Here is a 24,506-nt window from a genome sequence, read left to right on the forward strand (position 1 = left end):
TCAACCAGAGGAGTACCGTACTACATTTTCTTCGTCGCTTTTTATTCCTGTTAATTATTCATTATATGCATGTTGCGACCGGTTTGCAAGCCGGTCAGATCAGATAAAAGAGTGCCAGGAGGATAAGCATCAGCCCGATCAGGACTGCTGCTTGGAATTGCATATAACTTAGGAATGAACGATTCACCCACTCGGAAGGGTCACCATTTTCTTCAAAGTCGAGCATCCCCTTGCTCATCATTTTACCGAATTTCCGGAAGCTTCTCGTAATTCCATCAAGGACCCGTCCTTTGATAACGAACAATAGCATAGCTACGATGAAGTAGAAGAAAGCTACATAAAAGATAGAGTTTATCAGCGATAAGAGATTTTGCTGATCTGAAAGGAAGAAAAGCACACCTGTAATCGCTAAATTAATTAATAGTAGAATCCAGTTCCATTTACCAAACAACATATATTACCGCCTTCTAAAGATTATGAATAATTATAGCATAAAAAGATAGGGAACATTTATTCCTATGACAGAGAGATGCTCACAGGGGTCATTATACTTGGAATTGTGTAAATAGCATAAAATAAATTGTAATATCAGCAAAACAAACTAGTTATATAGTCCTATTTTTTGTCATGAAGATGCAATGTTTTCGCACTTTTGTAAAATTGCTATAAATTTAGGGGTGCACAAATTGTGAGAAAACTTGTATAATTCTAATTGCGAACAAGTCGTTCGTAAGAAAGTTATAAAATTTCAGAATCTTTGGGGAGGTCATGTATTACATGAGAAAGACGAACTGGTTATTACTTGCACTTGTTTTAGTACTTAGTTCATTCCTTGCTGCATGTTCCGGCGGCTCTAGTGGCTCAGGCGGAAGCGGCGGAGATGGTGGCAGCGGAGACAGTGCGGAAGGCTCTGCTAACGGCGAACAGGTATTCAACCTAACAATTGGAGACGAGATTCCATCTATGGACTCTTCCCTTGCGGATGACCAATATGGTATCCAGTGGACTTCAGAAATTCAAGAGGGTCTTTACCGTCTAGGTGAAGATGGCACGCCTGTAGAAGGTATTGCCACTGGCGACCCGGAAGTGAGTGAAGATGGTCTTACTTGGACGTTCACGCTTCGCGACAATGCGGAATGGGAAAATGGAGATCCTGTTACAGCTAACGACTTCGTTTACGCTTGGCAGCGTGCAATCAACCCTGATACGGGTTCCGAGTACGGTCCATATATGATGGGCGGCGTTATTAAAAATGCTACTGCTATCAACCAAGGCGAAATGGATCTTGAAGAACTAGGTGTTAAAGCAGTTGACGACCATACTTTGGAAGTACAGCTTGAAAAGCCAGTTCCATACTTTGAGTCACTAACTACATTCCCTACTTTCATGCCTTTGAATCAAAAATTCGTTGAAGAACAAGGCGAAAACTATGCTCTTGAAGCAGATAATCTGCTTTCCAACGGACCATTCAAGATGACGGAATGGAACCATGGAAGTACAATGAAATTTGAAAAGAACGATACGTACTGGGATGCTGATACTGTTCAGTTAGAAGAAATCAATCTTCAAGTTGTAAAAGATACAGCTACAGGAGTCAACCTTTATGACACTGGTGAGATTGACCGTACAAACTTGACAGCAGAGTTTGTAGACCAACGTATTAATGATGAAGACTACCTTGCTGTACCAGATATGGCATCATGGTACCTGAAACTTAACCAGAACCGTACTGGAGAGGAAACACCTCTTGCAAACATCAATGCACGTAAAGCGATTGCACAAGCTGTTGATAAAGAAGGACTAGTCAACGTAGTTCTTAACAACGGTTCTACTGTATCCAATGGTTTGATGCCGAAAGAATTTGTTAAAGGTCCAGATGGTACTGATTTCCGTGAAGCAAACGGTGATTTCTTAACTTACAACGTGGATGCAGCGAAAGAAGCTTGGGCGACTGCGAAAGAAGAGTTGGGTCAAGATGAGATCACGCTGGAAATCCTTACTGGTGACACTGATCTTTCCACACAAATGGTTGACTATTTGAAAGAGCAATTAGAAACAAATCTAGATGGTTTGACTATTGAAATTATGCAAGTTCCGTTCCAGCAAAGATTGGATTTGGATACTGCTGGTGATTTTGACATCCAAGTATCCGGTTGGGGTCCTGACTATATCGACCCGAACACATTCATGAACTTGTTCGTAACAGACGGCGAGAATAACCGTATGGCATATTCAAGCGAAGAATATGATTCTTTAGTTGAGAAAGCAGCAAACGATGATGCTACTAACCCTGAAGCTCGATGGCAGGATTTCCTTGATGCAGAAAAAGTATTGCTTGACGATGCGGCAATTGCACCACTGTATCAAGCAGGTTACTCTTACTTAGTAAGTCCGAAAATGAAAGGCGTATTCTCTAACCCTGCTGGAAATGATTTCGAGTACAAATGGGCTTATGCTGATAATGCTGCCGTTCAAGAATAAGTTTATATAACATTAGACTTATACTAGATGAATCAAGGAAAAGAGAGTATATCCATATGGCATATACTCTCTTTTCCATTGATGATTATTATCTAATTATGTTGAATTTTGCGACAATAAACAGGAGGTGCTTTTTATGGCACGGTATATAGGGCAGCGGGTCATTTATATGATCATCACGCTATTCCTTATTGCGACAATCTCATTTATGCTAATGAAGCTTCTGCCAGGTTCGCCTTTAGCAAACGCAAACAAATTGACAGAAGAACAGCAAGAAGTTATCTATGAAAAATATGGGCTGAACGACCCGATACCAGTTCAGTATGTAAAATATCTAGGCGGCTTGGTACAAGGTGATCTTGGAATTTCATTCAAATATGACAACCGTTCAGTTACAAGCATTCTGTTTGGTGAAGGAAGAGCAGAAACTTCTGCTCAGCTTGGAGCACAGGCTCTTATTATTGGTAGCGTCTTAGGTATTCTGCTGGGACTGTTATCTGCAATCTATCATAATGGTATTACAGACTATGTTTCAACCATTGTTGCAGTACTTGGTACTTCAATTCCATCTTTTGTTTTTGCTGGTATACTCCAGTTCTTTGTAGCTGTTAAATGGGGTATCCTTCCTGTAGCGACATGGAATGGATTTGAATATACCATCTTACCAACAATTGCATTAGCCATTTTCCCTATGGCGACATGTGCCCGGTTCATGCGAACAGAAATGATAGAAGTATTGAATGAAGACTATATTACTACCGCAAAAGCGAAGGGTCTTTCCGGAGCTTCCATTATCTTCAAGCATGGTATCCGGAATGCGTTGATTCCGTTGATAACAATTCTTGGACCTTTAGCTGTTGGTCTGTTAACAGGTACACTGGTTATCGAACAAATCTTTGCAATTCCTGGAATTGGACAGCAATTTGTAACTTCCGTAAATACAAATGATTTCCCTATCATCATGGGAACAACTTTGTTCTTCGCCGTAGTGTTTATCGTCATGATTTTAATCATCGATATCCTGTACGGATTGATTGATCCTAGAATAAGGCTTGCTGGAAAGGACTGAGATCATGGAAAATCAAAAACGACAATTGGATAAAAACCTCTTCCGTCCGGCAGATCGCACGCAAGAGCAAAGTGACGTCATTGCTCGTAAAAGCAGTACTCTAATGCAAGATGCGTTGAGAAGCTTGCGAAAAAACGTTTTCTTTATGATTTCGCTTTTCATCTTGCTTGTTATCGTATTAATGAGTATATTTGCTCCTGTAGTAAGTGATTACACTTATAAAGAACAAGATTTGAACCGTTCTTTGATGGCCCCAAGAATCCCAGGGCTTGAGAATATTTCCTTTCTTGGCCTTGATGGAAAAGAAACAAAGACCTTTTATGGAAATAATGTTCAGACAGCTGAAATGAAGGCAAATACACAATTTAAGACTCAAACGGAAGAACAAAAGCAATTCATATCCTTCGAAGTAGTCAATGAAGGGGATGGCACTCCGAATTCCGCTGAAGTGAAAGCAACATATGATAAATATGCTGCAAAAGGGTTTGAAGATGAATACTTCTATTTTGGTACGGATAGATTAGGCAGGGATATTTGGACCCGTGTTTGGGATGGTACAAGAGTATCATTGCTAATTGCTGTAGCTGCTGCCTTAATTGACTTGGTTATCGGTGTAGCATATGGTGGTATAGCCGCGTATTATGGAGGACGAGTGGATAACTACATGATGAGATTCTTGGAAGTTATCATTGGGATTCCTAACTTAGTGGTTGTTATTTTGATGATTTTAGTGCTGGATCCCGGCATTTGGGCGATCATAATAGCACTGACCATAACAGGATGGACAAGTATGGCTAGAATTGTGCGAGGGGAAGTATTGAAGCTTAAAGGGCATGAGTTTGTTCTGGCTTCCCGTACTTTGGGTGCTCCGAATAGAAAAATTATCGGCAGGCACTTAATTCCAAACGTAATGGGACTGATCATTGTTAACACAATGTTCTCCATTCCGTCTGCAATTTTCTTCGAGGCTTTCCTAAGCTTTATCGGTCTTGGATTGCCATCGCCGGCTGCATCGCTTGGAACGTTGATTAATGATGGTTTTAAAACATTGCAAACTACACCTTCCATGCTAGTATTCCCGGCAGTCCTTATTTCAATCATCATGATTGTATTCAACATCCTTGGTGATGGACTACGTGACGCATTCGATCCTAAGATGAGGAAATAAATAAAGGAGGCGACTACCTTGAAAAAAGACAATATTCTTGAGGTTGATAATCTCAAAGTTTCATTTAAAACCCACAGCGGTGAAGTACAGGCAGTAAGGGGCGTTTCCTTTGATCTGAAAAAAGGGGAGACACTTGCAATCGTAGGGGAATCAGGATCGGGTAAATCCGTTACGACGAAAGCGTTGATGGGGCTGCTTCCGGAACCGCATGGCTATGTTAAAGAAGGTTCCATCATGTTTGATGATAAAGATATTACGAAATTGAAAGATAAAAATATGCAAGCAATCCGCGGCAAAGAATTAGCAATGATCTTCCAGGATCCAATGACATCTCTTAATCCGACGATGAAGGTTGGGAAACAAATCATGGAGGGCTTGCTTAAGCATCAAAAGTTAGGCAAGGAAGAAGCTAAGAAAAAAGCGATTGAATTGATGAACTTAGTTCAAATACCGAATCCGGAAGCTCGTATGAAGCAATATCCGCACCAATTCTCGGGCGGTATGCGCCAGCGTGTCGTGATTGCCATGGCACTTGCTTGTAATCCGCGTATCTTGATTGCGGATGAACCGACTACTGCCTTGGACGTTACGATTCAAGCGCAGATTTTAGAGCTGATGAAAGATATTCAAAAGAAAGTGGAAACTTCCATCATCTTCATTACCCATGACCTTGGTGTTGTTGCCAACGTGGCAGACCGGGTAGCGGTCATGTACGCTGGTAAGATTGTCGAAATCGGGACAGTTGATGAAGTGTTTTACAATCCGAAACATCCGTACACATGGGGGTTGCTTGGTTCCATGCCGACACTTGAAAGTGACGAGGAGGAACTATTCGCGATTCCGGGTACGCCACCTGATTTGATTGCACCTCCGAAAGGGGATGCCTTTGCAGCGCGTAATAAATTCGCGCTTGAGATCGACTTTGTCGAGGAGCCGCCGATGTTCAAAGTATCTGACACGCATTATGCGGCTACATGGCTGCTGCATGAAGATGCACCGAAGATCGAGCCACCTGAGTCAGTGAAGAAGCGGATTGAGTCAATGGACCATTCTGAGGAGGCGACGCGATAATGAGTCAGGAAAAATTAGTTGAAATAAAGAATCTGAAGCAACATTTCAAACTTGGAAGAAATAACGTCGTCAAAGCGGTGGATGGATTGACGTTTGATATTTATAAAGGGGAAACATTCGGACTGGTAGGCGAGTCGGGTTGTGGTAAGTCCACAACTGGCCGTTCCATCATCCGTCTGTATAACTCCACAGATGGTGAAGTACTTTTCAAAGGGGAAAACGTACAAGGCAAGAAGAATAAATCCGAGTTGAAGAAATTCAACCGTCAGATGCAAATGATCTTCCAGGATCCGTATTCTTCCTTGAACCCGCGTATGACAGTCATGGATATCATTGCAGAAGGAATCGATATTCACGGCTTGGCGAAAAATCCAGAAGAACGGAAAGCAAAAGTATATGAATTGCTGGAAACAGTCGGCTTGAACAAGGAGCATGCCAACCGTTACCCGCATGAATTCTCTGGTGGTCAGCGTCAGCGTCTTGGTATCGCACGGGCATTGGCTGTAGATCCAGAGTTCATCATTGCCGATGAGCCGATTTCTGCACTTGATGTTTCCATTCAGGCACAGGTAGTGAACTTGATGAAGCAGCTTCAAAAGGAAAAAGGACTTACTTACCTGTTCATCGCCCATGACCTTTCCATGGTAAAATACATCAGTGATCGGATTGGCGTTATGTATTTCGGCAAGTTGGTGGAACTTGCGGATGCTGATGAGTTGTATAAAAACCCATTGCATCCTTATACACGTTCCCTTCTCTCGGCGATACCGCTTCCGGATCCAATTTACGAGCGTAATCGCAAACGTATCGTCTATGATCCAAGCCAGCATGATACGAGTGAAGAGCCGGAATTCCGTGAAATCAGCCCGAAACATTGGGTGCTTTGCACATCAAAAGAATTCGAGGCGTATAAGAAAGACCAGCAAAATACAGTTACTAACTGAATTGGAGAACCGCAAGCTTCCGGCTTGCGGTTTTTTGTATTTTAAACAGGTTTGCTGGATTTGGGAATAGGTTAATAGAAGATAGGGGAATAAGCTGACAATAAATTGGTTGATTCGTCTTTAACCGGTTTCATCTGCCAAATATCTCCCTTATAATGAAACTAATACCACATAGGAGATTGATAGAATGGGAAAATTCAAAATGATGATGATGACATCCGCTTTTTCCGTTACAGCTCTGCTGCCAACTGCCGCAATCGCTGCAAGTGAAGAGGAACAACTGGAAGGAAAGCAGCTGAGCGCCCGAGCCGCTACTGTTCAGGCTTACGAAGTGCCGCAAGTCATGAAACGATTTACATATTCATCGGATCTGTCCTTTAGTTATCCTGATGCCGTCAGGGGAATTTATGTAACTGGACCTAGTGCTGGAGGAGCCAAGTTCGACAGCTTAGTGAAGCTGGTGGATGATACGGATCTTAATGCAATGGTTATTGATATCAAGGATGATCATGGAAACATTACATACACGCCTGATAAAAAATCACCATATTATGACATAGCCCAAAACTATATAGATGACCCGCAAGCAATGCTAAAGGAGTTGGAAAAACATAAGATTTATCCGATTGCACGGATTGTCGTATTCAAAGATACATTATTAGCCGAGAAGAAGCCGGAACTCTCCTTTACCAATTCGGACGGAAGTGTCTGGAAGAATGGACGTGGAGAAGCTTTCGTGAGTCCGTTCCAGCATGAAGTATGGGAATACAATGTCGAGCTGGCAAAGGAAGCAGCCATGATGGGCTTCCAGGAGATTCAATTCGATTATGTGCGCTTCCCGGAAGGTTTTGAAACAAAAGATGATGAACTCCAATATGATCTAGGGGACTATACAGATGAGGATACGGACAATGTACAAAAGCGAGTGAATGCTGTGACGGATTTTGTTGCCTACGCAAAAGAGCAATTGGCCAATTATGATGTCCAAACATCCGTTGACATCTTTGGTTATGCAGCGACGCTCGATGAAGCACCTGGAATCGGACAGAATTTCTCCAAGATATCTTCGAATGTCGATGTCATTTCTTCGATGATCTATCCGAGCCACTGGACTTCTTATTTCGGATTGGACGTGCCGAATGATCATCCGTATGAGCTTACAGCTGAGTATGCAAAAGTAGAGAACGAGGTCTTGGGCAAGCTTGCGAACAAACCGAAATCCAGACCATGGATCCAAGACTTCGAAGCGCCATGGGTATCTTCCAAACAGTACGATAAACAGGAAGTGGAGGATCAAATCCGTGCGCTAAATGAGAATGGCATCGATGAATTTCTCATTTGGAATGCAGCGAACAGCTATACAGACGGTGTGGATTATACACCATGATACAAAAACAGCCCCCGATCAAGGAGGCTGTTTTGTTTATTGTAGGTGCCTGCGGGTATAACTATGCTATAACGATCACTGAAGGAGCTGCTTTATGAATTGGTATGAGAAGCTTAGTAAGTACTTCCCGATAGAGGAAATGAAGTCGAGAGAACATATGGAATTGCTGCTGAAGGAGAAAGCTGATGTTTATTTTAAGGATGAGAGCGAGAACCATGTCCTGATGTACGCAGAATTCGACCATTTCCTGTTTATCGATTATTTATATGTTTCTGCTAAGACAAGAGGACAAGGTATCGGCGGTAAGCTTATTGATAGGATGAAGAAGAAGGGGAAGCCGATTCTTTTGGAAGTCGAACCTCTTCAATATGAGGATTCCGATTCGAAGAAGCGACTTCGTTTCTATGAAAGGCAAGGATTTCAACATGCCCAAATGATTGGGTATAAACGCCGCTCCTTGGCGACGGATAAGGAAAATCCGATGGAAATCTTATACTGGGCACCAAATGAAGAGTCGGAACAAGAGATATTCGAAGCCATGCGGGATATGTACGAACAGATTCATACGTACAAAGACAAGCAGCTGTATGGGGAAGCTTATCAGAATTCGGATGAAGTATTGACATTCTCAAAGGAAACGGCGAAGGATAGCATTTTTGATGCATTGGAAGAAAAACAAAAATAATTTGCTAAAATAGGTTTCAAACCCTGATCACAGGGTAAACAGGAACCATAACAACGATACAAACGTATATTTGTGTAAAAACTGTGGTATCTTTCAGGAAGCCTTTTAATAACTTGACCACTGTAGTATACTTGTACATAGGGAGATTAAATTAAAATTATTTTAAATAAAATCTTTCCATGGGCAAAGAAAATAGAAACATATTCTGTATTGAGGAGTGAAGTTAAATGGTAACACTTTATACCTCACCAAGTTGTACATCTTGCCGCAAAGCTAAAGCTTGGTTAGAAGAGCACGATATTCCGTTCACAGAGAGGAACATCTTCTCCGAGACATTATCACTTGAAGAAATCAAGGAAATCCTTCGTATGACAGAGGATGGTACAGACGAGATCATCTCTACACGCTCCAAGGTTTTCCAAAGCCTAAATATGAACTTAGATCAATTACCGTTGAAGAAGTTATATAGCTTGATTCAAGAAAATCCTGGCTTGCTGCGACGTCCGATCATTCTTGATGAGAAACGCTTGCAGGTCGGTTATAATGAAGACGAAATTCGCCGCTTCTTGCCAAGAACTGTGCGTACTTTCCAGCTTCGTGAAGCACAGCGCATGGTCAACTAACCATTTACAGATCAAGGGCGTGGATCCAAGAGGATCCACGTCTTTTTTCTTTCTGCAATCCGGGTGACAAATTATCTGAAATGCGCTACAATGGACAGAATCCGATGAGGTCATTCGCCTTTTTTCGGCAAGTACAAGCCTTTCTGTTTTCCATACGGGAGGATTTATCATAAAATAGAAATAGACACAGAAAAAGTTAGATTGAGGGTAAGGGAATACGGGAAGTGTAAAGGCAAGAGGGCGTTTTTCACCTGCCACTGTACTGGAGGGAGAGAAAACCATGGAAATAGAAAGAATTAATGAAAATACAATCAAATTTTATATATCTTATATAGATATTGAAGACCGCGGCTTCGATAAAGAAGATATTTGGTATAACCGCGAGAGAAGCGAGCAATTGTTCTGGCAGATGATGGATGAAGTCAATTACAAAGAAGACTTCAATGTCGATGGGCCGCTTTGGATCCAAGTCCAGGCGATGGATAAAGGTTTGGAAATCGTCGTGACAAAAGCACAGCTTTCCAAGGATGGGGAAAGCTTGGAGCTTAATGTCGATGATAAAGCCATTCAATCATCCGTAGAGGAGAAAGTCGATTCTGTCCTTGAAGAGAAATTCGGCTCCCATCATCAAGATGGAGAAGATGAGGACGAAGAGGAACTGTCCTTCATTGTTCAATTCCGGGATTTCGAAGACGTGATTCAGCTCAGTCATTACTTCGAAGAGACTCACGGCATCGAAAACAGACTATTCCATTATAAGGACAAATATATGTTGTATGTGGAATTCGACGATACAGTGCTTGGAGATGATGAACAGGAGGATATCCTGAGCCAAATTTTAGAGTTTGGTTATGATTCCCAAATAACGATTTACCGATTGGAAGAGTATGGTAAGGTGATTTTCGCCAATGACGCACTTACAAACGTGAAGCAATACTTCCCTCTTAGATAGACATTCGCTTAAAGAATGTCTATTTTTTATGTCCAAAAATGCAATTTTAACACTGTTTTTCCTTATCACCTGTTTGATGCGATATACTGGGCTCAAGGAGGTGGAAGGTATGTTGCAGGCGGAATTGGAGGATGGCAGGCTAGTGCTGCTCGCTGCATATCGAACAGAGACAATCCATGAATTAAGGAAACATCGCTTTCTCTGTCCTGCTTGCAAAAAGGCTGTCTTCATTCGTGCGGGTAAGAAAGTGATTCCTCATTTTGCCCATGAACAAATCCATGATTGCGAATTGAACCGAACCGGAGAAAGTCTCTATCATATGCGTGGCAAGCTGCAGCTCTTTCATTGGTTAAAACGGCAAGGGCTTGCCGTCAGATTGGAGGAACGGATCGAGAAGTCGACTAGACGACCCGATTTACTGCTCCATACCGCTGGCGGAAGGAGGCTGGCGATTGAATATCAATGTGCATCTATATCGGATGAAGAATTGTTCAGACGAAATGAAGCGTATGAGCATGATGGAATCCGGCCGATATGGATACTGGGCGGTAATCGACTGAAGCGTACATCCACATTTATGCTCGATCTTTCAAAAAGGGATCAGCGTTTCCTCATGAAATATAAGCGGGACAGGCCTTTACAGTTGCTGTATTATTGTTCGGATAGTGAAGCTTTTTGCAATGTCCAGCATATTCTTCTAACAGGTAAAAAACAAACGGTCGGTCAGTTTTATTTCCTTCCTCTTCAGCAAATACAATTCCCTCAGCTTTTTCATCCTCTTCCGAAAAACCATCAAAAAATCAAGCAAACGTGGATTGATTTTCAATCGAGAATGGCAGCAAAGCCACTGACGTATGCTTCTGGAAACATGAAACGTTGGGTCCTGCAGTTATATGAGCGTGGTCTGACGCTCCAGGAAATTCCTCTGACTATTTTATATCCCGTTGAGGCCCAGTACCATATGTCCGTTCCTCCATATATTTGGCAGACCGACTTATGGCTGGAACAGCTGATTCCTTTGCCGGTTATGAATAGCGTTTCTCTTGAGCGGTTGAAGCATGTAAGCAAGAGATGGGAAGTCCTGAATAAGCCTTTTGCCATTTCCGGCGATATCCATCCGGTCGAATCATATATGAACCATCTGTGTCTGCATGGATGGTTTGAACAAGTGGGAACGGATGCTTACGTGAAGAAAAGGAATTCTCCATTTTTAGGAATGATATAATCGTTTTCTTCGCATGAATCTGCTGCTTTTATATATAATATAAGAGAGAAAATGCTTATAATTGAAGGATTTTCCCTGTCATTATACGAAGTAGTCTTGTAAGACAGAAAAAGGGAAGCAGCAATGGAGGAGGATGTTTGTGTCAAAATCAGCTAAGTCTTTACCGAAACGAAGCGAGGTACCAGTAGAAAGAACCTGGAACCTGGAGGATATATTCGCTACTGACGAACTATGGGAGGAAGAGCGCAAAGCGCTGGCCGCGGATGGAGATAAAATCTCAGCGTTCCAAGGCAAGCTTGGCGAATCTGCAGACACTTTGTATCGGATGTTCAAGCTGCAGGATGAGCTATCTGAGCGTATCGGAAAACTTTATACATACGCACATATGCGTTATGACCAGGATACGACGAACGGGCATTATCAAGCATTGCAATCAAAAGCAGAACTATTGATCACACAGATCTCAAGTAAAATGAGCTATATCGTTCCCGAATTGCTAGCAATTGATGAAAATCGCATTCAGGCATTCCTGGCAGAAAACGATGATCTCAAGTTGTACGAGCATACATTGAACGAAATCAGCCGTCAGCGGGCGCATGTGCTATCCGAAAAGGAAGAGACACTCCTTGCACAGGCATCCGAAGTGACCGATAATGGCTCCGCTACTTTTGGAATGCTCAATAACGCGGATTTGACGTTCCCGAGTATCAAGAATGAAGAAGGAGAAGAAGTGGACGTCACACATGGCCGCTACGTCACATTCCTGGAATCGAAGGACCAGCGCGTGCGCCGGGATGCCTTCAAGTCCATGTATGATACATTCGGTCAGTTCCGGAATACATTCGCTTCCACTCTTTCGGGTACAGTGAAGAAGAATAACTTCTATGCAAAGGTAAGGAATTACGAGTCGGCTCGGCAGTCGGCCTTGGATAATAATAATATCCCAGAGCAAGTATACGATAACCTCGTGGAAGCCGTGAATGAGCGTCTGCCTTTATTGCATCGCTATGTGGCACTGCGCAAGAAAGTCCTCGGCCTTGATGATTTGCATATGTATGATCTTTATACACCGCTCGTTAAAGACGTGGATATGAAAGTGTCCTATGAAGAGGCAAAGGAGCTCGTCCTTAAGGGACTCGAGCCTTTAGGTGAAGATTATCAGTCCATCCTGAAAGAAGGCTTTGACAACCGTTGGGTCGACGTGGAAGAAAACAAAGGTAAACGCAGTGGTGCTTATTCTTCTGGAGCATATGGAACGAATCCATATATCCTGATGAACTGGCAGGATAACGTGAATAATCTTTTCACATTGGCACATGAATTCGGTCATTCGGTGCATAGTTACTACACTCGGAATAATCAGCCATATCGCTACGGCAACTATTCCATTTTTGTTGCCGAGGTTGCATCTACTTGTAATGAAGCCTTGCTGAATGAATATATGATCAATAATGTGGATGATGAGCAAGAGAAGCTGTATTTGCTGAATCACTTCCTGGAAGGGTTCCGTGGTACAGTCTTCCGTCAGACGATGTTTGCTGAATTCGAGCATATGATCCATAAACATCAGCAGGATGGAGAGGTGCTTACAGCAGAGAAGCTGACATCCATGTATTATGATTTGAATAAGAAATACTTTGGCGATGGTTTGACAATCGACGAAGAAATCGGTTTGGAATGGGCACGTATTCCTCACTTCTATTACAATTATTATGTTTATCAATACGCTACGGGCTATGCGGCTGCGACTGCATTATCCGCTAAAATCCTGGAGGAAGGGGAGCCTGCTGTCGAGAAATACGTCGGCTTTTTGAAAGCCGGAAGCAGTGACTATCCAATCGAGGTATTGAAATCAGCAGGGGTGGATATGACGGATAAACAGACCATCCTATCCGCACTCGATGTATTCGAAGCAAAATTGGATGAAATGGAAAAGCTCTTGCAAAATTAAGGGAAACCGACGCTATCGCGTCGGTTTTTTCATGCCTTTATATGTTTTTTTTCTGGTAAAGAAATAGACAGTGGCAAACAACGACAAGAATAACACAGGCAATGTAATCACCATGGAAACGAGGTGAAGCATGCCAAGAATGTTAAAACATAAAGCGAATATGACCCAGGCGATCAATAGGATGCCGATTCCTTTCATGATAACACCTCCGACTATCAACACTTTATGCGGACATGTAAAAGACTAGACTAAGCAAGCTTGTGACTTTTTTGTGAAAATGTGCACATAGTAGTTGCTATTCTGTCTTATATTTGGTACATTATATTTGTGAGAAACATCACAAACAAGTCCCCTTTGTTTGGATTATTGTTCTCCCATCCCCTCAGTAGAAGTTATACATGCAAAAAGGTCTGCCGTTAGGCAGGCCTTTTTGTTATGGATTCCAATATTGCAGGAATCGGTGAATGGAAGTCGTGAAGCTGTCCAAACCCTCAAAATGGATGAAGGCCCGCAGTCAGCGAACCGTTCTGCTTCCGCTTCAGGTCGAAGCTGCTTCATTTCTTCCCATACTTCCCCGGACAAGGTAGGGGAGTGGGATCTGCGCATGATCAATGTCGGACAAGTTACCTTATGGTACGTATCCATATATCGCCATTCAGGTAATCTTAGGATGCTTTGATACCGTGGGCCAAAGAGCAGCCGTCAGCCTTCTTCGGCTTCATAGGCCTCTTAGGAGTAGTATGGGTAGTGGTTTTCAGCTTGAACTTGTTCGATGGTGTTGCAATCGTCTTTGCCGGCTGCTGTAACTGCAGCATGTGCACTTTGGCCATTACCTCTCAAATCAGGAGCAATGATCTGCCATACGATTGTTTGGTTCATAAATGGTTATGGAGAGTCGCACGTGCGAATAAACCATCATTAGCAACAAAAAGTGATTGGACCTGACACCATTGTCCCAATAAGCAAACTGTAAACCGTTTGAATCGAAATGATGCTGTTTCGACTATTTCAATCTCCTCCGTACATTTTCTTCGATTCCCGATTCCAGCCAATGAAAAACAGCCACACAGGAAGTGCGGCTGTCAGGGATAAGTGCAGCAAAATGTTATTCAGCTTTCGAAGTGATATTATATCTCCAGAAAGTATCATGTTTGATAGGAATGCGTTCTACCATCTGTTTCAGTTGAAGCTTTTTCATTTCTTTTTCCGTCTGTGCATTCGTCCAGTCATATATCAATGAAATTTCCCTGCTGCCCACAAATTTATAGCTGGAGAGGAACTCTTCCACAGGAGGTTTCTCTGCTGGCATCGGGTCTCTTTGCAGCATCTGGTGCAGGACATTGACATACACATCGTAGCCATACAAACCGGAAATCCTGATACCGGAATCTTCCTCGGATTCATTGAAGAAGACGATGGAAGGGGATTCGTCGATTTCCAATTCTTTTGCGAGTTTCACATCGCATTGGAATGCTTTTTTCGCTGAAGCGGAGTACATATCCTCACGAAACTCTTCTAAATCGAGATTGGCGATTTTAGCACATTCGATGAGAATTTCATCCGCTGTGATATCTTGTTTATTCAAGAACAATGCCTCCTGGATTGTTCGCAGGAAGCGGGTTCCGGCTTTTCTTCCTTGCAGTTCCGCTGCTTTGATCGCAAGGGAAGTCCGCCATGGAAAAGAGACGGCGTTGTTCAACAAAATATTATCAGGCTGAAGGATGGCTTTCGGGTACGTGCATTCGCTGCGTTCTCGTACAAGCGGCTGATAATCCCCAGTCAAAATTGGACGCAAAGTGAAGTATTGTCCATATTCCATTGTTAATTTCTTGAGAAAAGGCTCGAGTGACCAGCAATCTTCGCAAAGCGGATCGATAAAAACGTAAATCTCCACGGGTTTCCTTGAGGAAGGAAACAGCCCGCAAAATCCGCCACAGTCATCCTCAAGCCTTTGCTGTTTTGAATTTGAAGATTCCCAGCTCATATCGATTCTCCTTTCTCTTCGTCTGGTGTGTTCATCATATGATGTGCGGTAAGCGCAAGTCGTTCAAATATTATGCTTTTATAAGGTTCCTCTATGTCAGTTTCCGCGAGGGCAGCTGCCATGCAGGAAAGCCATGCATCCTTACGCGTTGGTGTGATTTTGAAAGGGAGGTGCCGATATCTTAGCTTCGGGTGACCATTCTCTTCTGTATAGAGCGGCGGTCCGCCGAAGAATTGTGTCAAGAACTGCTGTTGTTTGCGGCGAGTCTCCGTCAAATCTTCCGGAAAAATCGGCTTTAAATCGGGATGCTCCGCCACTCGTCGGTAGAAGGCATCCACCAGCCGTTCCAATGTGGCCTGTCCGCCAATACCATCGTACAATGTTTCAGCTTGATTCATGATTCTTCCTTTCTTATGCAAAGAGCAATCAACATAACATCTGCCCTATGGGGTCGACTGTAATTTATTTTAGCAGGCTGCCATTGGGTTGGGCAACTTATCTGTTTTGGAGGCTGTCATAGAAGCGTTGGATCTTGTTCGGAGTCCTGCGCTTCATTATGTCGTGATCGGAAAGAAGGGATAAGAAAACATTCTCCCCATGCTTATAGCTTCGGGCTTCCAGCTCCAATTCGTAATCGATAGTTTCTCCATAGATGCTCTTATCCAGGACAATCGTTGTATCATTATATGATTTCTCCCGTCGGATAGTCTCCAATGAACCTCCATAAATCAACTCTGCTGCTGAGATGCCTAACTCTTTGAGCTGTTTGCTGATTTCAGGGCCAAGCGTAATTTTCCCTTGCAGCCAAGCTTTGGCTTGCTGCTCCGTCAAAGCATCATGCGTTTCCAACAGCCCATCACCTTGCGGCTGTTTCAAAGTGGACTGAAACTTCCCGTTTTTTTCTCTGATCCGCAGGGCAGATCCAAGTTGTTTCAGCTGAAAGTCCTTTGTTTCAAAGTAGTGGTTCACCTGCTGGATAGCCGGTGAGCCGTTCATTTCGAATGCATGATATAATTTCTCGAATTCTGCTTCCGTAAGCAGATTCTTGAATTCGATTTCGATTTCTTGCGGCATGCTGATACCCCCTGTGCGAACATCTGTGTTTTCGATTGTTATGCCAAGCTGCTTTTATGATACACTGAAAGCAGATAGAATGCATCTGGAACAACTAGACGCTGCTGGGAAGAAAAGGGGCATGTAGAGCATGAACTGGGAAGTATTTTTAGCACCATATGTACAGGTAGTAGAAGAACTGAAAGTGAAGCTGAAGGGGATGCGTGCTCAATTCGAAAATGAATCACGTCATTCTCCCATCGAGTTCATCACCGGACGGGTGAAGCCGATACGAAGTATTCTCCAAAAAGCAGCAAATAAGCAAGTCACTGTCGATGAGCTGCATAAAGAAATTCAGGATATTGCTGGTCTGCGGATCGTGACACAGTTCGTCGATGACATTTATACGGTTGTGGGCATGCTAAAAGTACGGAATGATTTCAAAATTGTCAATGAAATCGACTATATCGTGGAAACGAAGGAAAGTGGATATCGCTCGTATCATATGATCATTGAATACCCAGTTGAAACGATCCATGGAGAAAAGAAAGTGCTTGCCGAAATTCAAATCCGTACACTAGCAATGAATTTCTGGGCTACGAATGAGCATTCCCTTAATTATAAATACGATGGCCAGATACCGTCAGAATTGAAGACACGATTGAAAAGAGCCGCTGAAGCTGCATTCCGGCTGGATGAGGAAATGTCTAAAATACGGGATGAAGTGCAGGAAGCACAGCGGATTTATCATGATCAGCAGCAAATCAAAAAGCATAAATAGGGGTGTTAGCAGGGATGAAATATACGGTTCTTTCACGGGGAGATGAGAAGTCGGACCGCATCAAAGAAACAATCGTCGAACATTTGGCTCATTTCAATTTCGAGTACGATGAAAAGGAGCCCGATCTCGCGATATCCGTCGGTGGAGACGGCACTTTCCTTGAGAATTTCCATACATATGTCCATCGGCTGGACAGCACGGCATTCATCGGTATCCATACGGGGCATTTGGGGTTTTATGCCGATTGGGTACCGGAAGAATTGGAGAAATTGCTTCTGCAGATTGCCAATAAGCCGTATCATATCGTGGAATATCCGTTGCTCGATATTTCCATTACCCACAAAGATGGCAGAGTGGACGAGCATTTGGCACTGAATGAATGTTCCGTCAAGACACCAGACGGTTCGGTTGTCCTTGATGTATCGATCAAAGGGGAGCACTTTGAAACCTTCCGGGGAGATGGACTTGTCATTTCGACACCTTCTGGAAGTACGGCGTACAATAAAGCGCTTAATGGAGCCATCATCCATCCTTCTTTGGCATCGATCCAAGTTACGGAGCTTGCTTCCATCAACAACCGGGTGTTCCGGACAATCGGTTCACCGCTTATTTTGCCGAGCCATCATCCTTGCACGCTCCGGCCGACCTTGGATAAAAGTTTCTTGATTGCCATCGATCATATGACCGAAAACCATTCGGATATCGAGTCCATTACCTGTTCAGTCGCGAAGCAGCGTGTCCGATTTGCCCGCTTCCGGCCGTTTCCATTCTGGAAGCGGGTGCATGACTCATTCATTGCAGATAAGAGGTAGAAAATATGAAATTAAGCTGGACCTTGCAAGAGGAGATCATCATCAAGGATTTCCTGAAGACGCAAGGAGTTTCAAGAAGATTATTCAAAACATTCAAGGAGGAGCCAAAGCTGGTGACGCTCAATCAGCAGTCGGCGCCTCTTTGGCATGTTGGTAAAGCAGGCGATAGCTTGGAAGTGGAGCTGCCGGAAGAGGAAGCAGGAGCTTATATGGAGGCAGAACCGCTTGGATTGCCGATTGTCTATGAAGATGATCATGTACTTGTATTGGATAAGCAGCCTCATGTTGCGGTGATTCCATCGATGAACCAGCCTACAGGTACGATTGCCAATGGCTTGCTGTGGCACTACAAAGAACAAGGACTGCCATATACAGTCCATATCCTGACAAGACTCGATCGTGATACATCGGGATTGATGCTGGTGGCTAAACATCGCTATGCCCATACTCTCTTGGCTGCTGATCAGAAGCAAGGGAAAATCCAGCGGTCCTATGCTGCACTGGTGGAAGGCACCATGAAAGAATCGTGCGGGACAATTGATTATCCGATCGGCAGGAAGGAAGGCTCGATTATCGAACGGGAAGTAAGATCCGATGGACAAAGGGCAGTCACCTACTTCCGCCGGCAGACATCCTTCGCTGGTCACTCACTGGTGGAAGTGAAGCTTGCCACCGGGAGGACACATCAAATCCGGGTCCATATGGCATTCATTGGTCACCCGCTTGCAGGCGATACACTATACGGTGGGAAGAAAGATGTCATCAAAAGGCAGGCGCTGCATTCTCAGCAGCTGCGCTTTGTCCATCCATTCACCAAGCGCATGCTGACGTTCCATTCCCCGGTTCCGGCTGATTTCCTACTCGAATGAACGGAACTTCTCTTCGATGAATGGCTGTTGAGAGGGAACACTATGCAGACTGCGTTCCGGAAAGCGGCAGGCAGTGAGCTTGTTGCCGAATACACAGCCGGTATCGATATTGATTGTATGATGGATGATGCGGGCGTTCAAAACTGGTGTATGACCATAGATGATCCAGTCTTCTCCGTGGTAATGCTTGGCCCAATCCAATCTGACTGGACGGCCCAGCTCGTCCATCTCTCCAGTCGTATCCCCGTAAAGAACAAAGCTTTTCACTTTTTTCCCTTCCTTGCCGATAAGGGATTCTTTGATTCCGGCATGCGCGGCAATAGCTCCAAGCTCGGGGATCCGCTTGTAAAGCGGAGCCTTTTTATAGAGCTGCATAAACATATTGGACAGCTTCCGTCGTTGGTTCGGCGAACTGTTCTGCAGTTCAGCTACCGTAGTTTCCAAGCCATGCTTGATTTGAACATTGTTGCCAAGTAAATATCGGTAAAGCTTATCACAATGATTACCTGGTACATAATAGCCGATTCCCTCTTCAACCAATCGATAGACGAGTTCGATCACACCTAATGAGTCGGGGCCGCGGTCAGTCAAGTCACCAATAAAAAACGGCCGCCGTTTTTCGGGATGGACAGGAAGTCCATTTTCCGTCTCATAGCCCAGTTCATCAAAAAGCTCAAGCAGCTCTGGCAAGCAGCCATGGACATCTCCGATAAAATCAATTTTCATCTATATCACTCCTATATACAAAAAGGGAAAGCTTAAAGTAGCTTTCCCTTTTTTGTAAGGCTTATTTCTGTGTTTCGAACATGAATGTCCGCGTCCTGGAATGAATATTGAGCACAATGCCGATAGCGATCATATAGGCAAGCGTCGAGCTTCCTCCGTAACTCAGGAATGGAAGCGGAAGACCGGTAATCGGAACCAGTCCCACCGACATCCCGATATTCTGGAATATTTGGTATGTGAACATCCCGATGAACCCTGCTGAAAGATAACTTCCAAACGGTTCATTGCTTTCCAATCCTACTTGAATCATCCGATAGATGAGGATGAAGAATAGGAAAAGGACAAGTGCCGATCCGATGAATCCAAACTGTTCAGCGACAGCGGAGAAGATATAATCCGTATGCCGCTCCGGAATGGATACTTCGAAATTGGACGCTCCTTTGCCGAATAGTATTCCAGATCCGATCGCCATCAATCCCAAACGATACTGGTAGCTGGAATCCGGATATTTCTCTGGGTAAAGCCAGCCCAGGAAGCGACTTTCAACGTGCTTAAAAATCGTCTCCTGCAAAAAAGAACCTACTTGGTTCGGAAAGATGTATGACAGAATGGCAACAAATACAGCGATACCTAATATGATCCCAAGTATGATCGACAAGAGCCGCCAGCTAATTCCGGAGACCAGAATAGTTGCTCCGAGGATGGCAGCCAAGACCAAGAAACCACCAAGGTCAGGCTGTGATGCAACCAACAGCATCGGAGGCAGTGCGACTGCAAGCAGTTTCCCGAGCAGGAACAAGTCTGATTTATTCGTACGTATCGTGTTTTTTTCATTGTGAGACATGATTACATGTGCCAAAGCAATAACAACAAATACTTTAACGAATTCAGAAGGCTGCATCGAACCGATACCAGGCAAGATGAACCAGCTTGTCGCTCCATTCGCTGTGTTGATGATGGCTGATGGGAACCGGAAGAAAAGCATCAGGAGCATAACCATGCCGATACCATAAAAAATCCATACGAGCTGGCGCAGCCGGTCGTAGTCGATCAGCATCATGACGGTAATGACAACAGCTCCCACAATGTACCACATAATCTGTCGCGGCATATATTGGGTCTGGGCTGCAATACCGGATAGTGTCGGCTGCAACTCATATAGCGTGAATGAAGAGACGATACCAAGCAGTATCAAAACTAATATAATTGTTAGATCTAACCGAAATTTGTTAGAATTCATACACAAAACCTTTCTTTCGTTCCTTCCGCATCTCTCTAGCTGCTATAAAAGCGATTAGATTTTGCAAATGAGTGGAATATAATCTTGTTACAGTTTACAACAAAATGAAGAATAATTTAAGTGAACTCTATTAAAGTTTCTTAAACCTTTCTTGGATTGGTCGTTTTTCCGTTGACAAACAGCCACACGTTACTTACTATTGAAATTTCTTGCAAGCGAGGAGGCAGGCGTATGGATCATTTAGAAAACCAAGAGATTTTACTATACCAAAATAAAATCAGGGAAGCACTAGCCAACCAGCAAATCGATCAATTTCGTGCAGAATACCTAGAACTGCACCCATACGATCAAGCAGCTGTTTTCGAGGAACAGCCCGAAGAGATCCGCAAACAGATTTATTCCTATCTCTCACCTGATGAAACGGCAGAGATTATGGAAAACGTCGATCAGGAGAATGCGGACATTTATTTCACAGAGATGTACTCGCGTTATGCAGCGCAAGTACTGGCTGAAATGTCAGCCGACGACGCGGTGGATATCTTGAAAGAAATGGACAAAAACAAAGTTGCAAGTTTCATTACGATCATGGAAAAAGATGCAGCTGATGAAATCAAGCATTTGCTTCACTATGAAGATAAGACAGCCGGGAGTATCATGACGACGGAATTCGTCAGTGTCAGCGCGGCTGATACAGTGCGGGAAGCGATGCTGCATCTGCGAGCGGAAGCACCAGATGCCGAAACGATTTACTATACGTATGTCGTCGATCAAGATAAAAAATTGGTCGGTGTCATTTCCTTGCGTAATTTGATTATAGCCGAGAAGGACTGGCTCATTTCCGAAGTGATGAGTGACAGGATCGTCAGTGTCGCTGTCGGCGATGACCAGGAACATGTTGCCCAAATGATCCGTGATTATGATTTCTTGGCACTGCCGGTCGTTGACTTCCAGAACCATATTCTGGGCATCATCACGGTCGATGATATCCTGGATGTCATGGAAGAAGAAGCAGATGAGGATTACAGTCGCTTAGCCGGTGTCAGTGACACCGAAAGAGGGGAAGACAGTGCTTTCGTATCTGCCCGCAAACGGCTTCCTTGGCTTATTGTCCTTCTCTTCCTAGGCATGGTCACCGCCAGCCTGATCAGTCGTTTTGAAAACACACTCAGCCAGGTGGCGATACTTGCAAGCTTCATCCCGCTTATCGGTGGAATGGGGGGGAATACCGGCACGCAGGCACTGGCAGTTGCAGTCCGAGGCATGGCAACAGGGGATGTCGCCAAGCACGGGAAGATGCGAATGGTCATCCGGGAAGGCATGACGGGTGTTATAACCGGAATGAGCTGTGGTATTGTCATCACTTTGGTCGTGACCATTTGGCAGAAAAACTTCTTCCTTGGTCTTCTTGTCGGATTATCCATTTTTGCGACCTTGGTCATTGCTACGATAGCAGGAGCGATCATTCCGCTCCTTATGTATAAGCTGAAGATCGACCCAGCCATTGCATCGGGACCGTTCATCACAACCATCAATGACATCATTTCGATATTGATTTATTTCGGATTGGCAACAGCCTTTATGGGCTTAATAACATAATAGAAAAAAGGAGGGGTCCGACATGGAGCATGAATCCATCATATCCTTAGTCGTTGTCATATTGGCAGCATTCCTTACACCAATTCTCATGAACCGTCTGAAGCTCCGTGCGCTCCCTGTAGTTGTAGCGGAAATAATCGTCGGTCTCATCATCGGTCAAAGTGGTTTTGATCTAGTTGATCAAAGCACATGGCTCGACACATTGTCCACACTCGGTTTCATCTTCCTGATGTTTTTAAGTGGACTTGAAATCGATTTTTCAATTTTTGCCGGGAAGGATAAACGAAAAAGCGATAAACAGCCAGCTCAATCTCCGTTTATCATCTCGGTTATTATATTCCTTGGGATCCTCGTCTTATCGGTTGGATTGTCATATGTCTTCGTTCTGGCTGGCTTTATAGATAATGTCTTCCTCATGACGCTGATCATCTCTACCATTTCATTGGGGGTAGTTGTGCCGACGTTAAAGGAAGCACAAATGATGAAGTCGACATTTGGACAAACCATCCTTATGATCGCAGTCATTGCCGATTTGGCAACGATGATTCTCTTGGCAGTGTTTGCTTCCATTTATGGTGATGAAGGCGGCAATATGTGGCTTTTGCTCATACTATTTGGAGTCGGTGTTCTTTTGTACTTCGTCGGCAAGGTATTCCAAAAGCGCTCCTTCATCGAAACAATGTCGAAAGGGACAGTCCAGATAGGTACGCGAGCAGTCTTCACGCTCATCATTGTCCTTGTCGCCGTATCTGAGTCTGTCGGAGCGGAGAATATCCTGGGAGCGTTCCTGGCTGGGACACTTGTTTCACTGCTGTCACCGAATCAGGAGCTTGTTCATCAGCTGGACAGCTTCGGCTATGGTTTCCTCATTCCCATCTTCTTCGTGATGGTAGGGGTGGAAATGGATTTGCGCTCATTGCTGACAGATCCGCAAATTCTGACCCTTATACCGTTACTTTTGGTTGCATTGCTTATTTCGAAGCTTGTTCCAATTCTCTACTTGCGCAGATGGTATGACTGGCGTTCTGTGATCAGTGCAGGGACCATCCTGACATCTACGCTTTCATTGGTCATTGCAGCAGCTGCTATCGGGGAGCGCATCGGTGTCATCGATGCCAAAATGGAGGGAGCATTGATCCTTGTCGCAGTTATCAGCTGTATCATTACCCCTTGGTTCTTTAAGCGGTTCTATGTACGTTATGCAGATACAGACCGGAAGTACGATGTTGGCTTCATTGGTGCAAACCAGCTGACGATGCCGGCCGTGCGGAACTTGGACGGGCGCTATTATCGGACGCATCTGTATCATACAAGGCAGGACAAAATCGATGAAAGTCTTTCGCACTCGGAATTCGATATCCAGGAACTGGATAATTATGAACCTGCTCAGCTGGAAGTGCTGGGTGTATTTGATGTAGATATACTCGTCGTATCCACCGGCGATGAAGCCCAAAATAAAGAAATTGCTCTTTATGCGAAGGAATTGGGAGTCGAGCGTGTCATCGCTCGTATTGAACAGCCTGCTTTAAGCGATGAATTAAAGGATAAAGGCGTGGAAGCATTCTCTGTTATCCTGTCTACCAATGCGTTGCTGAAAGCTCTTATAGAAGCACCGAGTGTGATGAATATCCTGACGAATCAAGATAATGCCCTATATCAAGTATCGATGCAGAATTCTGCATATGAAGGCGTATCGTTACGACAGTTTCCCTTCCATGGTGATTTGATCATCGTACGGATTTTCCGCGGCAAAGATTCCATTGTCCCGCATGGTGATACAGTTTTGCGTATGGATGATCTACTCATCGTGACCGGATCAGGGGAATATGTCGGGGATTTACGGGAGTTGCTGGAATGAAGGCTGTCTGCGGACAGTCTTTTTTCTTTAT

24 protein-coding genes and 1 other annotated feature (1 of these 25 running past the window's edge) are annotated in these 24,506 nt (G+C 44.0%); of the genes, 17 read left to right on the top strand and 7 right to left on the bottom strand.

The window, feature by feature from the left end:
- Window positions 1–44: a binding site (T-box leader), on the bottom strand; it reaches 163 nt to the left of the window's first position.
- Between the two features lie 50 nt (window positions 45–94).
- The gene (locus AB1K91_RS05540) at window positions 95–454 is read right to left on the bottom strand and encodes a DUF3899 domain-containing protein (protein WP_413088785.1); all 360 of its coding nucleotides are present in this window, start codon (window positions 452–454) and stop codon (window positions 95–97) included.
- 323 nt (window positions 455–777) lie between these two features.
- On the opposite strand from AB1K91_RS05540, the gene AB1K91_RS05545 reads away from it, so the two are divergent.
- The 11 genes from AB1K91_RS05545 to pepF all read left to right on the top strand — a co-directional run bounded on the left by AB1K91_RS05545 (window position 778) and on the right by pepF (window position 13,556).
- Window positions 778–2,481, top strand: a complete 1,704-nt coding sequence (locus AB1K91_RS05545) for a peptide ABC transporter substrate-binding protein (protein WP_413088786.1) — start codon at window positions 778–780, stop codon at window positions 2,479–2,481.
- A 136-nt stretch (window positions 2,482–2,617) separates the two neighbouring features.
- Window positions 2,618–3,550, top strand: coding sequence for an oligopeptide ABC transporter permease (gene opp3b / locus AB1K91_RS05550; RefSeq protein WP_413088787.1), 933 nt, complete (start codon window positions 2,618–2,620; stop codon window positions 3,548–3,550).
- Window positions 3,551–3,554: 4 nt separating this feature from the next.
- Window positions 3,555–4,718, top strand: a complete 1,164-nt coding sequence (gene opp3C / locus AB1K91_RS05555) for an oligopeptide ABC transporter permease (protein WP_413088788.1) — start codon at window positions 3,555–3,557, stop codon at window positions 4,716–4,718.
- Between the two features lie 18 nt (window positions 4,719–4,736).
- The gene (locus AB1K91_RS05560) at window positions 4,737–5,789 is read left to right on the top strand and encodes an ABC transporter ATP-binding protein (protein ID WP_413088789.1); all 1,053 of its coding nucleotides are present in this window, start codon (window positions 4,737–4,739) and stop codon (window positions 5,787–5,789) included.
- The gene (locus tag AB1K91_RS05565) at window positions 5,789–6,733 is read left to right on the top strand and encodes an ABC transporter ATP-binding protein (protein ID WP_413088790.1); all 945 of its coding nucleotides are present in this window, start codon (window positions 5,789–5,791) and stop codon (window positions 6,731–6,733) included. The genes AB1K91_RS05560 and AB1K91_RS05565 overlap by 1 nt, the downstream gene beginning before the upstream one ends.
- Before the next feature lie 187 nt (window positions 6,734–6,920).
- Window positions 6,921–8,120: a putative glycoside hydrolase gene (locus AB1K91_RS05570; RefSeq protein ID WP_413088791.1), complete on the top strand. Its 1,200-nt coding sequence runs from the start codon at window positions 6,921–6,923 to the stop codon at window positions 8,118–8,120.
- Window positions 8,121–8,214: 94 nt separating this feature from the next.
- The gene (locus tag AB1K91_RS05575) at window positions 8,215–8,805 is read left to right on the top strand and encodes a GNAT family N-acetyltransferase (RefSeq protein WP_413088792.1); all 591 of its coding nucleotides are present in this window, start codon (window positions 8,215–8,217) and stop codon (window positions 8,803–8,805) included.
- 227 nt (window positions 8,806–9,032) lie between these two features.
- Window positions 9,033–9,428 (top strand): transcriptional regulator SpxA, encoded by a 396-nt coding sequence (gene spxA, locus AB1K91_RS05580; protein WP_093726917.1) that lies wholly within the window; start codon window positions 9,033–9,035, stop codon window positions 9,426–9,428.
- 280 nt (window positions 9,429–9,708) lie between these two features.
- Entirely contained in the window at window positions 9,709–10,380 is a 672-nt protein-coding gene (mecA, locus tag AB1K91_RS05585) for an adaptor protein MecA (protein WP_413088793.1), read from the top strand.
- Between the two features lie 109 nt (window positions 10,381–10,489).
- A complete protein-coding gene (locus tag AB1K91_RS05590; RefSeq protein WP_413088794.1) occupies window positions 10,490–11,605 on the top strand; it encodes a competence protein CoiA in 1,116 nt (371 codons plus the stop codon).
- A 133-nt stretch (window positions 11,606–11,738) separates the two neighbouring features.
- Window positions 11,739–13,556 carry an oligoendopeptidase F gene (gene pepF / locus AB1K91_RS05595; protein WP_413088795.1) on the top strand — a complete coding sequence of 606 codons (1,818 nt, stop codon included), beginning with the start codon at window positions 11,739–11,741 and terminating at the stop codon, window positions 13,554–13,556.
- Window positions 13,557–13,568: 12 nt separating this feature from the next.
- Here the strand turns inward: pepF and AB1K91_RS05600 are convergent, their stop codons facing one another.
- Window positions 13,569–13,754, bottom strand: coding sequence for a hypothetical protein (locus AB1K91_RS05600; protein WP_413088796.1), 186 nt, complete (start codon window positions 13,752–13,754; stop codon window positions 13,569–13,571).
- Window positions 13,755–13,986: 232 nt separating this feature from the next.
- Here AB1K91_RS05600 and AB1K91_RS05605 point away from each other — a divergent pair, with 232 nt between their 5' ends.
- The gene (locus tag AB1K91_RS05605) at window positions 13,987–14,235 is read left to right on the top strand and encodes a hypothetical protein (protein ID WP_413088797.1); all 249 of its coding nucleotides are present in this window, start codon (window positions 13,987–13,989) and stop codon (window positions 14,233–14,235) included.
- Between the two features lie 426 nt (window positions 14,236–14,661).
- On the opposite strand, the gene AB1K91_RS05610 is transcribed toward AB1K91_RS05605, so the two are convergent.
- The 3 genes from AB1K91_RS05610 to AB1K91_RS05620 form a co-directional block, all read right to left on the bottom strand.
- The gene (locus tag AB1K91_RS05610; RefSeq protein ID WP_413088798.1) at window positions 14,662–15,540 is read right to left on the bottom strand and encodes a ClpXP adapter SpxH family protein; all 879 of its coding nucleotides are present in this window, start codon (window positions 15,538–15,540) and stop codon (window positions 14,662–14,664) included.
- Window positions 15,537–15,938 carry a globin domain-containing protein gene (locus AB1K91_RS05615; RefSeq protein ID WP_413088799.1) on the bottom strand — a complete coding sequence of 134 codons (402 nt, stop codon included), beginning with the start codon at window positions 15,936–15,938 and terminating at the stop codon, window positions 15,537–15,539. The genes AB1K91_RS05610 and AB1K91_RS05615 overlap by 4 nt, the downstream gene beginning before the upstream one ends.
- 97 nt (window positions 15,939–16,035) lie before the next feature.
- Complete coding sequence (locus AB1K91_RS05620) at window positions 16,036–16,614, bottom strand: CYTH domain-containing protein (RefSeq protein ID WP_413088800.1); 579 nt, start codon at window positions 16,612–16,614, stop codon at window positions 16,036–16,038.
- Between the two features lie 130 nt (window positions 16,615–16,744).
- Between AB1K91_RS05620 and yjbM the strand changes: the two genes are divergently transcribed.
- From yjbM to AB1K91_RS05635, 3 genes are read left to right on the top strand one after another with little or no spacing between them, the layout of a single operon-like run.
- Window positions 16,745–17,374 carry a GTP diphosphokinase gene (gene yjbM, locus AB1K91_RS05625; protein ID WP_413088801.1) on the top strand — a complete coding sequence of 210 codons (630 nt, stop codon included), beginning with the start codon at window positions 16,745–16,747 and terminating at the stop codon, window positions 17,372–17,374.
- A 14-nt stretch (window positions 17,375–17,388) separates the two neighbouring features.
- Window positions 17,389–18,186: an NAD kinase gene (locus tag AB1K91_RS05630; protein ID WP_095216401.1), complete on the top strand. Its 798-nt coding sequence runs from the start codon at window positions 17,389–17,391 to the stop codon at window positions 18,184–18,186.
- A 5-nt stretch (window positions 18,187–18,191) separates the two neighbouring features.
- On the top strand, window positions 18,192–19,055 hold the full coding sequence (locus AB1K91_RS05635) for an RluA family pseudouridine synthase (RefSeq protein ID WP_413088802.1): 864 nt from the start codon (window positions 18,192–18,194) through the stop codon (window positions 19,053–19,055).
- Here AB1K91_RS05635 and prpE read toward each other — a convergent pair.
- Window positions 19,044–19,781, bottom strand: a complete 738-nt coding sequence (gene prpE / locus AB1K91_RS05640) for a bis(5'-nucleosyl)-tetraphosphatase PrpE (RefSeq protein WP_413088803.1) — start codon at window positions 19,779–19,781, stop codon at window positions 19,044–19,046. The two genes, AB1K91_RS05635 and prpE, sit on opposite strands and share 12 nt — an antisense overlap.
- A gap of 61 nt (window positions 19,782–19,842) precedes the next feature.
- On the bottom strand, window positions 19,843–21,021 hold the full coding sequence (locus AB1K91_RS05645; protein ID WP_413088804.1) for an FtsW/RodA/SpoVE family cell cycle protein: 1,179 nt from the start codon (window positions 21,019–21,021) through the stop codon (window positions 19,843–19,845).
- Between the two features lie 231 nt (window positions 21,022–21,252).
- Here AB1K91_RS05645 and mgtE point away from each other — a divergent pair, with 231 nt between their 5' ends.
- Entirely contained in the window at window positions 21,253–22,617 is a 1,365-nt protein-coding gene (mgtE, locus tag AB1K91_RS05650; RefSeq protein WP_413088805.1) for a magnesium transporter, read from the top strand.
- 22 nt (window positions 22,618–22,639) lie between these two features.
- Window positions 22,640–24,475: a monovalent cation:proton antiporter family protein gene (locus tag AB1K91_RS05655; RefSeq protein ID WP_413088806.1), complete on the top strand. Its 1,836-nt coding sequence runs from the start codon at window positions 22,640–22,642 to the stop codon at window positions 24,473–24,475.
- Window positions 24,476–24,506: the final 31 nt, after the last annotated feature.

Origin of the sequence: Terribacillus jepli, from assembly GCF_047228925.1 — a bacterium.
Classification (GTDB): Bacteria; Bacillota; Bacilli; order Bacillales; family Amphibacillaceae; genus Terribacillus.